Annotated in this window: 5 protein-coding genes; 3 read left to right on the forward strand and 2 right to left on the reverse strand. The window is 54.7% G+C overall.

What is annotated here, in order from left to right; all coding sequences use genetic code 11:
- Positions 1-188: 188 nt before the first annotated feature.
- The 3 genes from FKM52_RS03965 to FKM52_RS03975 all read left to right on the forward strand — a co-directional run bounded on the left by FKM52_RS03965 (position 189) and on the right by FKM52_RS03975 (position 9,139).
- Positions 189-2,120 (forward strand): site-specific DNA-methyltransferase, encoded by a 1,932-nt coding sequence (locus FKM52_RS03965; RefSeq protein ID WP_141174896.1) that lies wholly within the window; start codon positions 189-191, stop codon positions 2,118-2,120.
- A gap of 9 nt (positions 2,121-2,129) precedes the next feature.
- Entirely contained in the window at positions 2,130-5,093 is a 2,964-nt protein-coding gene (locus FKM52_RS03970) for a type III restriction-modification system endonuclease (RefSeq protein ID WP_141174897.1), read from the forward strand.
- Between the two features lie 443 nt (positions 5,094-5,536).
- Positions 5,537-9,139, forward strand: coding sequence for an AAA domain-containing protein (locus tag FKM52_RS03975; protein WP_141174898.1), 3,603 nt, complete (start codon positions 5,537-5,539; stop codon positions 9,137-9,139).
- A 2-nt stretch (positions 9,140-9,141) separates the two neighbouring features.
- Here the strand turns inward: FKM52_RS03975 and FKM52_RS03980 are convergent, their stop codons facing one another.
- The gene (locus FKM52_RS03980) at positions 9,142-10,530 is read right to left on the reverse strand and encodes an amino acid permease (protein ID WP_141174899.1); all 1,389 of its coding nucleotides are present in this window, start codon (positions 10,528-10,530) and stop codon (positions 9,142-9,144) included.
- Positions 10,531-10,587: 57 nt separating this feature from the next.
- Positions 10,588-11,691 carry an alanine/ornithine racemase family PLP-dependent enzyme gene (locus FKM52_RS03985; RefSeq protein ID WP_141174900.1) on the reverse strand — a complete coding sequence of 368 codons (1,104 nt, stop codon included), beginning with the start codon at positions 11,689-11,691 and terminating at the stop codon, positions 10,588-10,590.
- Between the last annotated feature and the right edge of the window lies 1 nt (position 11,692).

Genomic DNA, 11,692 nt, shown 5'->3' on the forward strand with positions numbered 1-11,692 from the left:
GTGAATGAAATCGGTTTTTATTGCTTATTAACGCCGAAAAAAGCTGATGGCAGCCATTAATTTTCCCCCGGCGGCGTAATAAACTGCGTTTTAAAAATAATAACAATTGAAAAAAAATAATATTCATGGTAAAAGAGAGGGTCGTGAATCTGGTGTTCACAGTTAGCGGTTAATAGCGGAATATTCCTATGAAAAAAATATCACCTGACATGCCTGAGCTACAGTCAATAAATTTAACCGATGAAACGCTGGAAAAAATCAAAAATATAATTCCTGAAGCTTTTACCGATAATCAAATTGACTTTGAGGTTTTGCAACAGCTTTTAGGTGATAACGTCAGCGACAAAGAAGAGCGCTATGGCCTGAACTGGCACGGTAAACGCCGGGCGCGGCAGCTTGCCCTGACGCCTTCACGCGGTACGTTACGCCCCTGTAAGGCTGACAGCGTTGACTGGGACACCACGCAAAACATCATGATTGAGGGCGACAATCTTGAGGTGTTGAAGCTTCTGCAAAAAAGCTACGCGGGAGAGGTCAAACTCATCTTTATCGATCCGCCCTATAATACCGGTAAAGATTTCGTCTACCCCGATGATTTCCAGGACAATATAAAAAATTACCTCGAATTAACCGGGCAGTCGGAAGGCGGCGCCCGTCTTAGCACTAATGCCGAAACCAGCGGGCGCTATCACACCGACTGGTTAAATATGATCTATCCGCGTTTAAAGCTGGCTAAAAACCTTTTAAGCCATGACGGCGTGATGTTAGTCAGCCTTGATGATGTCGAAGCCTCTAACCTCAGGCTGATATTAAATGAAATCTTCGGCGAGGAGTGCTTTGTCGGGATCTTCCCCTGGCGTTCGAGGACGGCAAAAGCCGACGTGCCCTACGGCGTCTCTAACGATGTGGAATGGATTATCGCCTTCGCCAATAAAGGCTTTATCGCCGGCAGAGAGGGCGAAAGGAAATATTATCAGTCCGATGATTTCGCAGACAGATGGCGCCTGCAGGATTTAACTAAAAATACCACCAGAGAGCAGCGCCCTAATTCCTATTTCACTATCGTCAACCCGAAAAACGGCGATCGATATCCAGCCAGCGCCACCCGCACCTGGTCGGTTACGCCAGATACCCTCCCTGGATATTTAGCCTTGGGGAAAATTGTTTTCCCCGGCGATTACGATTTTCTGAAATTATCGCGGCCCGCCTTCCGCGTTTTCGAACGCGAAGATAAAGAAAAAGCCATGAAAAAATATGGCGCTGACAGCCTGAAAATGTCCGTCTCGACTTATCTGCCGGAAAAAGAGGTGGGAAGAACGGAACATGGCTCCAAAGATATCAGGGCCCTTTTCGAATCTCAGGTGTTTCCCTATCCCAAGCCGGTCTCCCTTATTGAATTTTTTATTAAAAATATGACCAACGAGGGCGATCTGATTATGGATTTCTTTGCCGGTTCCGGCACCACGGGCCATGCCGTAATGAAAGCCTGCGCCGGCGAGCTGAAATCGCGTCGCTTTATTCTGGTACAGCTGCCTGAGCCTTTAATTGAAAGTAATAAAGAGCAAAAAACGGCGTTCGACTACTGCAAACAGCTGGGCGTGCCGGCGAAAATTTCCGAGCTAACCAAAGAGCGCCTGCGTCGGGCGGGGAAAAAGCTGCGTCAGGAAAATCCCGAATGGCAGGGCGATACCGGGTTCCGCGTGTTCAGGCTGGACAGCTCTAACATTCGTCCCTGGCAGGCCTCGGCTGATTCGTTATTACAGGAGCTGGAGGCGCATATCAGCCCGATCCTCAACGATCGTAGCGAGGATGACCTGCTGACCGAGCTGCTGCTTAAGCGCGGTATCGATCTCAGCGTCAACGTTGAGCAGCGGCAGTTTGCCGGCTTAACGGTTTCCTGCGCCGATAACGGCAAACTCTTTACCTGCTTTGCTAAAACCATCCCGGCCTCGTCGGTGGAAGAGCTGGCGCAGGGGATTATCAGCTGGCAGCGCGAGCTGCACGCGGCTAAAGATACGGTCTGCTATTTCCTTGATGAGGCCTTTGAAGATAACGTCGCCAAAATCAATCTTTGCGCCGCGCTGGAACAGCAGGGGCTGACCAACCTGCACAGTCTGTAAGAGCTTACTATGAAATTACATTTTGAATCTGACCTCGCTTATCAGCAGGAGGCGATAGCGTCCGTCTGCGATCTGTTTACCGGCCTGGAAAAGTGGGAAAGCGAAACCACCGTGCTGGCGCCGGCGCAGGGAGCGCTGGCGTTTGAGGGCGCCGCCGGCTCCATGCCCGTTAACCCGCCCATTCCGCCCGATGCGATGCTGCTGAACAACCTGAACAGGGTGCAGCTGCGTAATCAGCTTCCGCCATCGCCGTCGCTGGATAGTCATGATTTTACCGTTGAGATGGAAACCGGTACGGGTAAAACCTACGTTTATCTGCGCACCATCATGGAGCTGAATAAACGCTTCGGCATGAGCAAGTTTATTATCGTGGTGCCCTCCGTCGCCATTAAAGAAGGGGTGTATAAAACGCTGCAGATTACCAGGGAACATTTTAAAAACCTGTATGGCGGCGTGCCCTGTGAATATTATCTCTATGATTCGGCAAAGCCGGCTGACGTGCGTAATTTCGCCACCAGTTCGGTTATGCAGATTATGGTGATGACCGTTGGCGCAATAAATAAAAAGGATGTAAATAAGCTCTATCAGTCCAGCGAAAAAACCACCGTTGACGAGCTGGATAAGCCGATCGATCTTATCAGAGCGACGCGCCCGGTGATTATCGTGGATGAACCGCAAAGCGTGGATGGCGGCCTGAACGGCGCGGGAAAAACGGCGCTGGACGCAATGCATCCGCTATTTACCCTGCGCTATTCCGCGACTCATATCCATAAGCATCATATGGTTTATCGTCTGGACGCCATCGATGCTTATAACCAGAAGCTGGTAAAACAGATTGAAATCGCCGGTCTTGAGGTGCAGAACGCCAGCAACAGCCCTTACGTAAAACTGGTTAGCATTAACAGCAGGAAAAACCAGATTAGCGCTACCGTGCTGGTTGACAGGGCGGATAAAAAAGAGGCGGTTAAGCGTACTGAAATAACGGTTTATGACGGCACTTCGCTGGCCAGCGAAACCGGGCGGGATATCTATCAGGGGTTTCGCATTGGCGAGATTCGCGCCGGTAAAGCCGGTTTTATGACGCTGGAAACGCCGGCGGAGATTTACTATTTAAAAAGCGGCGATGTGGTCGGCGATATTAATCCGCTGTTGATCCAACGTCATATGATTCGCCGCACCATTCGTGAACATCTGGATAAAGAGCTGCGCCTTAACGGCCAGCAAATTAAGGTTCTGACGCTATTCTTTATTGATAAGGTCGATCTCTATCGGCAGCCGGGCGAGGATGGCGCGCGCGTGCCGGGCGAGTACGCGCGTATATTCGAAGAGGAATACCTGAAGGCGATAAAAAGTCCGGCTTACCAGGCGCTGGCTTCCACTCATCCGCCGCTGGCGCAGGATGTGCATGATGGCTACTTCTCCGTGGATAAAAAGGGCGCCTGGGCGGAAACCAGCGAAAGTAATAATGCCGGACGCGAAAATGCGGAGCGCGGTTATAACCTTATTATGAAGAACAAGGAAAAGCTGCTGAGCTTCTCCAGCCCGGTAAGGTTTATTTTTTCCCATTCCGCGTTGAAAGAGGGCTGGGATAATCCCAACGTCTTCCAGATTTGCAGCCTGCGTGAAATGGGCAGCGAGCGCGAGCGCCGCCAGACTTTAGGGCGCGGCCTGCGTTTATGCGTTAACCAGCAGGGCGAACGCGTGCGCGATGAGAATATTAACGTTCTGACCGTGATCGCCGGTGAAAATTACCAGGCCTACGCCGAACGTTTACAGCTCGAAATTGAGAACGAAACGGGGATCCGTTTCGGCGTCGTCGAAAAGGATGCGTTTGCCCATCTGCTGATATCCGATGAGGCGGCCGGGGCGATCGGCGGCGGCGCGTCAGAGGAGATATGGAACGGGCTGCTGGCGCAAGGCTATCTTGATAAATCGGGGCGCATCACCGCAGCCTTAAAGTCTGCGCTGCGCGAAGATACGTTGTGCGTAACGGAACGGTATGCTGCTTTGCGGCAACAGATTGCAGGGATTCTGCGCAAATCGGCGGGCCGGTTAACCATTCATAACGCCGACGAGCGCGTTGCGATCAAATATCGGCAGGCCGTGATCGACAGCCCGGAATTTACCGCGCTGTGGCAGCGTATCTGCCAGAAAACGCGCTATTGCCTGGCGTTTGACGAACATAAGCTGATCGCGGCCTGCACCGCATCGCTGGCGGAGATGCCGCCGCCAGCAAAAGCGATGGTCAGCTTCAGCAAAGCGATCCTGACGCAAACCCAGGCTGGCCTGGAGGTTGCCGCCCAGGCTAACGGCGCCACCAACGGGCTGGTGGAAACAACAGCGCTGCCGCTGCCCGATATTCTTGGCGTGCTGCAGGAGAAAACCGGTTTAACGCGGCGCAGCCTGGGCGTTATCCTGAAAAACAGCGGGCGGCTGGCCGACTTTGCTAAAAATCCGCAGCAGTTTATCAGCGAAGCGATCGGGCGGATTAATTACTGCAGGCGGCTGGCGATGGTGGAGGGAATTAAATATTACCCGTTGCCGGGAGAAGCCTGGGCGCAGCGTTTATTTACCGATAAAGAGCTTACCGGCTACGCGCGCAACCTGCTGAAAACCTCAGAAAAGTCCCTGTATGAATATGTGCCGAAGGATTCTGAGACGGAAGAGCGGTTCGCCCGCGCGCTGGATCGTCAGGATGAGGTCAGGGTGTATGTGAAGCTTCCCGGCTGGTTTAAAATTCCGACGCCGCTTGGCAGCTATAACCCCGACTGGGCGTTAGTTATTGAGCATGATAATGAAGAGCAGCTTTACTTCGTCGCTGAAACCAAGAGTGCGCACTTCGGTTTAAGAGAGGAAGAGGCCGCCAAAATCCGCTGCGGCGCGGCGCATTTTGCTTCACTGGCCGCCGAACAGGCTAATCCGGCGCGCTACCGACATGTGACGGCGCTTAGCGATATTTCCGGCACTCTGTAACAGTTAAGGGCTGTTTAGCCCTTATTTGTCCGCTATCAGCCGGGCGGTACGCTACCTGTACTGCGATTTTTTCAACAGATGATCTCAGGCGCTTCGGCTTTTGCTCAGGAGCGCAAGCCGCCGCCGGTTCGCAATTTCCTTCCCCGTTATTTTCATTATCCCGCCAGCAGCTTTAGCAACCATGCTGCGTCCCTGGCATGCCTCGTAAAAATTTATTGCCAGCCAGCGCTGCTGATAAATATTTAATTTGTTCCTGAGTTAACTTTATGCCGAAAAGTGGAAAAGGGAGCGGCAATTGCTTTATTTTTAACGGGTTGACCAATAAAACAGAAATTAAAATAACGAACATAATTGCGGAACCGAAAGTAAATAACTGCGTGGCGATATTATTCTTTCTATTTCTGTTGCGAAATCCTCTGGAACGATAAGGCTTACCCTCAATAATGAAAAAGAGTTCGAAAAAAATCCTTACCGCATGGCAAGATTATCTGAAATGTAGCGGCGCAGAAAAAAGTAAAATATCGGCCAGCCAGGTACATGAGGATCATCAGCTGGTATTGAGCGGGAATAACTGCCAGGAGATGCCAAACGGCGTGCAGCTTGCCATTCCGTCGCAGGTTTATCATAGCTGGCGCAAGCAGTTCGTAAAATATGACGACGAAGGAAAAATAACGCAGATTAAACCGGTTAATTTACTCTTTCCGCTGATACGCTGCGTTGAACAGGAACGCGGCAAAGATATTGTGAAATATCTGCCGCTGTTCTCTTTTCCCCTGCCTAAAGCGTTTTTTATGCAGGGGCAGCCTTCTTTGCTGCTGCCGGTGAAAGACGGCCAGCAGATTAGCGCTTTGCCGTTCGCTTTTCGGGAAGTCTTTGGCATTCAGCTGGCCGAGCTGGGCGAAAACCGTCATATGATGAGCATCGTCAGCGCGCTGACCGGAGAAAAATATGACACCTTCCTGCAGGCGTTCGCCGGGCTGCAGACGTGGATTGGTAAGCGAACGGGCGGCAAACAGCGGCCACTGGAAACCGCCTTTAACGCCCTGGTTGCGCCGTTGCATAATGAAGATTACCAGCTGAAACGTGATGCGGAGGATTATGACTGGCTGTGCAGGCATGCCGAAGATCGCTTTCCCCTGCTGGAGCAATACCTTAATCAGGCTCACAATGAAAATAGCGTTGCCGAACAGGCTGAAATTGTTACCGGCGGGCTGTTTGAAACGCACTACCCGCTTGGGCATGGACAGATGGCGGCCATCCAGGCGATTAACCAGCAGCAGCGCCTGATTGCGGTGCAGGGCGCGCCCGGCACCGGCAAAACGACGCTGTTTAAATCGTTGATTGCCCAGCAGCTGGTTGCCCGCGCGCTCGCTATCGCTGCGGGTAAAGATGACAATTTCGGCATGCTGGTCACCTCCACCGCAATCAAAGCGGTTGAAAACATTATCGACGATCTGCGTAACGATCCGCTTACGCAAAAGCTGGACTGGCTCTGGTTCCACGGCGGCTCTAAGGAACAGGTACAGAATGAATTCGGGCGGCTGGAACAGCTTATCAGCCGCTGGCGGCAGGAGGATTACGACGAAAAGGCGCAGCAGCGCGACTTAACGGTTTTGCTGCTGCATCGTAATACGCTGGATAGCTGCTATCAGGCCTACCGCGAAGGGAAGGCGGTTGCGCAACAGAGCATTGTTGATTGCGGGCTGAATACCGCCAGGGTTGAAGAACTTCCCCAGCGTTTCGCTGATAAGGTTGCCGGGTTCGCCGCCGGCATAGCGCGGCGGAACATTGAGCTTTCCCCCGACAGCGCGGGCGATATTGATGCGCTGGCCCGCCAGCTGCAGCAGCGTTTGCAGGCCAGGCAGCAGGAAAAAACGCAGCGTCGGCAGGCGGAAAAAATCTGGCAAACCCTGCAGGCAACCTGGCCGCAGCCGCATAATCTGGAGCAGATTTTCCGCTGGCTGGCCTCGCCTTTAAGCCCGGCGCTTGAGCTGCACTACCGCGATTATCCGCGTAGCGGCATCAGGCGCTATCTGGCGCGCATGTTTGAAGAAAAATACCGGGATCGCTTACAGCAGATGCAGGCCGCCGTGCCGGAAGATTTTCTCTATTTCAAACTCAATCAGCTTACTCATTCTCAGCTTGCCGCTCTGGCGGATGCCGCAGAGCGGCTCTCCCGGCAAGACGATAACCTGCAGCTGCTGAAACTGCTTATGCAGCCTGCAAGCGATACCCAGGAAGATGAATATTTGCCGGATCTGGTCAGAGAAGCGGCCATGCTGCAGGCGCTGCGGCATAAGATCGCCTATGCGCAACGCACGGTAGCCAGCCATCAGCAGCGCTATCCGGAAGGCAGCTGGTGCGACATTCTGCGCAAGCGTTTTATCAGCCAGCATCGCGAAATGTTTGAGGCCGCTATCGGCTATCTGTGGCAGGAGCAGCTAAAGCGCAAAACCGAACTGGAAGAGGTCGTCACCCACTGGCGGGCGCTGGTAAGCGGGCGGCGCAGCGCGGGCTACCACAGCTGGCTGGCTAAGCTGGATGAATTTTATCGGGCGCTGTCGCTGGTCTATCCGGTGATGGCGACGACGCTGGTTTCCGCCTGGAAGATGGCGGGCTACCGTAAGCTGGAAGAGCTTAAGGGCCATAAGCCCTGGCGTCTGGCGCTGTGCGATGAAGCCGGCATGATCTCGGTGGAATCGCTGGTGCCCTTATTAAGCCGCAGTGAAAAAGCGATGATCGTCGGCGATCCCCTGCAGATCGAACCGATTCGCAACCTGTCGGAGAGCGTGCAGATAAGGCTGCACGCGCGCTACTTCGCCGATGATGACGCGCTGTATGAACGCGTCTCTCCCGCCACCGTTACCGGCTGGCATCGGGCTGCCGGCACGCTGACGGGCAGGCCGGATGAGATCGGCAACGGCATTATTCTCGATGAGCACCGACGCTGCCAGAAGCCGATTGCCGACCTGTTTATCCGTCTGGCCGGCTATCGCGGCGTTACGGTGGAAACGGCGGCGCCTGATGAGCGAATTGCCCGCGCCTTTGAAAAATCAGGCGGCCATCATCTGATGTTCTACAGCGTGGAAGGGCGCAAAGGCGATGTGGTTAATACCAATCTTGATGAGGTTGAGGCGATCGAACAGCTGCTGGATAAGCTGGAGGAGGCGGGTTACAACCTGAGCGCGGATGTCGGCATCGTGACGCCTTACGCTAATCAAAAAGCGCTGCTGATTAAACGCCTGGCCGGGCGCATGAATCACCAACAGAAAAACTGTATCGGCACCGTGCACCAGTTCCAGGGCGTGGGCTTTGAGGTCATTATTTACAGCCCGGTTATTTTCCATCCGCTTGACAGCGCAAGCTTTCAAAACACGGTGCCGAATATGCTCAACGTGGTGGTTTCGCGGGCTAAGCAGCAGTTTATTGTGGTGGGCAATTATCATCGTCTGCGGCAGGCGGGCGGGTTCCTTAAAACGCTTGCCGATAGCGTGGCGGATGATTTTTTCCTGGAGCAGGGCAGCCAGCATCCGCAGTTTGATAGCCTGAGCCAGACGCCGCGCTTACAGCGCTATTATCGCGACTGCGAGCATATTGCCGCCTTCGGCGCGCTGGCGGCGCAGAGTGAAAACGAGCTGATTATCATTACTCCCTGGATCAGACGTAGCGGTAACGAATACCAGCGTTCCGAGCTGGCGCAGCTGGTGGCGACGCAGCAGCGCGGCGTCAGGGTGAAAGTCTGTTATGGCTATTACCATCAGCGCTTCGAACGCCCAGGCGATAATGACGAATCGCTGGTGGCGGAATACAGGGAAAGGCTGGGTAAGGAGAATGTTATCCGCCTGCCGGAAGGCACCCATGAAAAAGTGTTAATGATCGATGGGCGCTACATCGTACTCGGCAGCTGGAACTGGCTCTCCCATAGCTATAGCCGCGCCTGCCAGCAAGGCGAGGCGTTTAACTTCGCCATTCGCCATGAAATCAGCGCTGAACTGGATGACGCCGCGCTGGTCAGCGAGCTGAAAGCGCGGCTGAAGCTGGCGTAGTTTTATCCGTTGCTTTTCAAATCCGGGCGGAAGCAGAACCACGAAGCGATAATCAGCAGCATCAGCAGCGTTTCGATCAGCAGCATCAGCGCGCCGCGCTCGCTGAACCAGGTGCCGATAACGATCGCCGTATTGGCGATAATCACCAGCCACGCCGTCCAGGGAAACAGCGGCGAAGTGTAGCGCAGCAGGCTGCGTGGATAGCGACCGCGGTTAACCGCCTGGCGAAAACGATACTGACACCAGCCGATGGTGATCCAGGCCAGGCAGCCGACCTGGCCGGTGCTGGCGATTAAATAGAGGTAAAAGCGCTGCGCCGGAATATAGCGGGAGAGCATCGACACCAGCGCCAGCGCCGCCGTCAGCAAAATGGCGCGTACCGGCACGCCGTTGGCGCTGACGTTGTTAAACGACGCCGGAGCGAAGCGATCGCCCGCCATTGACCACAGCAGGCGCGAGCTGGCGTAAATCGCTGAATTGGCCGCCGAAACCGCCGCGGAGAAAATCACCAGCGTCATCAGCACATCGGCGCCCGGCAGGCCGACGTGGGAAAAAACCCAGACGAAAGGGCTTTGTCCATTCGGCGCCTGATGCAAAGGATAAACCAGCGCCAGCACGCCGATCGCCAGGCCGTAAAAAAGAATAATCCGCAGGCCGATGCCGAGGATCACCTTTGGCAAAATGGTCTGCGGCGAGGCGGTCTCGCCGGCGGCGTTGCCTACCAGCTCCACCCCCTGAAAAGAGTAAATTACGATGGTCATGCAGATGAGAATTTGCCAGCGGTCCGCCGGAAGCCAGGCGCTCTCGCTGTTTAGCGTCGGCTGCCAGCCGGTATGCTGCATCAGCGAATAGATCATCATGCCGCCTGCGCCGATAAACAGCACGATAGCGAAAACCTTAATCGCCGACAGCCAGTATTCGCACTCGCCAAAGCTTTTGGCCGAGGCGAGATTAATCAGGGTCAGCGTGGCGAGAATTATCAGCGACAGTATATGAACGGGCAGGGAGGGGAAAGCGTGATGGGCGATAAAACCGGCGGCGGTCAGGTCGGCCGCCAGCGAAAATACCCAGCTCAGCCAGTAGAGCCAGCCGATAGTGTAGCTCCAGAGCGGGTGCGGCAGCAGCTTCAGCGCATAGTGTTGAAACGATCCCGAATGGGGAAACGCGCATGAAAGCTCGCCCAGGCACATCATGGTCGCCAGCATCACCGAGCCGGCAAACAGATAGGCGAGCAGCGTGCCGACGGGGCCGACGCGATACAGCGGTTCGGCAATGCCGATAAATAACCCGGTGCCGATGGTCCCGCCCAGCGACATCATCAGCAGATGGCGTTTCTTCAGATTGCGTTGCAGGCCGCCGGTGTGCTCCGGCGGCGCCAGCAGGGTGCTCATAAGCAGGTCCCTTCAGGTAATGATATCGCCGCGAAGCGCTGCCCCGCGGCGAGAGGCTTAACGTTTAAAACGCATGGCGATACCTTTGGTCTGACAGGCCATCAGCAGGCCGGTATAGTCAAGCTCAAAGCGTATCTTGTCGCCCACCTTCAGCGGCTGCCGGCACGCTTCGATATCCACCAGCGTGTGATCGCTGGTCTGTCCCAGGATCTGGATGGCGTCATCGCAGGGCACGCAGTTATCGGAAGGCACGTCCTGACGCCCGAAGGCCAGCAGCGCGCGTCTGCGCACGCCGTTATCGACAAAGGTTTTGCTTTGCAGGAACGCATCGACGCCCAGCTCGCCGACCGGCACCGTTGGTTTGCTGTTCAGCTCGATAATTTCCGCTTCCAGGATGTACATATCGGAGCAGGCTTTATCGACCGGTTTCTGTGAATGATGAAACTCGTCCAGGTACTTCATCTCCACATACTCGATGCCGAACTCGTGTAGCCCGCCGATACGCAGATGGTTCAGCCCCTGCGGCCAGATGCCCTTATCCAGCAGGTGATAGCTGGTGCAGTTGCCGGCGGAAAGACGGCGGATGGCTACGCCGCTGTCCGCTTCCAGCCGTGCCGCCAGCGCGAGAAAATCGTCGCCGTTTTTCACCGTCGGCAGCACGGTGCCGTAGCAGTTGAAGTTAGTGCCGAGGCCATAAAGATCGAGGCCGGGCAGCGATTTAATCAGGTTAATGGCGGCGAGGATAGTCGCGTAGTCGCTAAACCAGATGCCCTCGCGCAGATCGCCCATATCCACCATCAGCAGCACCTGATGCGTTTTCCCCTGTTTCTGCGCCTCCTGCGACAGAGCGCGCAGCACCGTGGCATCGCTGTTCAGGCTGATATCGGCGTAGCGCACCACCTCTTCGATTTCGCTCAGGCAGGGGCTGCGCAGCAGGCAGGTAGTGCAGCCGATATGACGAATCTTTTTCAGGTTATAGGTGCGTGATTCGGCGATTACCTGAATGCCGCCGTCGAAAACCGCCTGCGCGGTTTCAACACAGCCGTCGAATACCTTATTCACCGCCATCACCTCGATGCCGCTGCTTGCCAGCAGCGCCTTCTCGGTACGGGCGTTCTCTTCCAGCCTGCGTAAATCAATTTCCAGAACCGGCATATACATC

Origin of the sequence: Mixta tenebrionis (assembly GCF_006517625.1) — a bacterium.
Taxonomy (GTDB): domain Bacteria; phylum Pseudomonadota; class Gammaproteobacteria; order Enterobacterales; family Enterobacteriaceae; genus Mixta; species Mixta tenebrionis.

Excerpts from the sequence above, each read along its gene's own strand:
- FKM52_RS03965 (WP_141174896.1), top strand. The coding sequence starts at position 189 with ATGAAAAAAATATCACCTGACATGCCTGAGCTACAGTCAATAAATTTA.
- FKM52_RS03970 (WP_141174897.1), top strand. The coding sequence starts at position 2,130 with ATGAAATTACATTTTGAATCTGACCTCGCTTATCAGCAGGAGGCGATA.
- FKM52_RS03975 (WP_141174898.1), top strand. The coding sequence starts at position 5,537 with ATGAAAAAGAGTTCGAAAAAAATCCTTACCGCATGGCAAGATTATCTG.
- FKM52_RS03980 (WP_141174899.1), bottom strand. The coding sequence starts at position 10,530 with ATGAGCACCCTGCTGGCGCCGCCGGAGCACACCGGCGGCCTGCAACGC.
- FKM52_RS03985 (WP_141174900.1), bottom strand. The coding sequence starts at position 11,691 with ATGTATATGCCGGTTCTGGAAATTGATTTACGCAGGCTGGAAGAGAAC.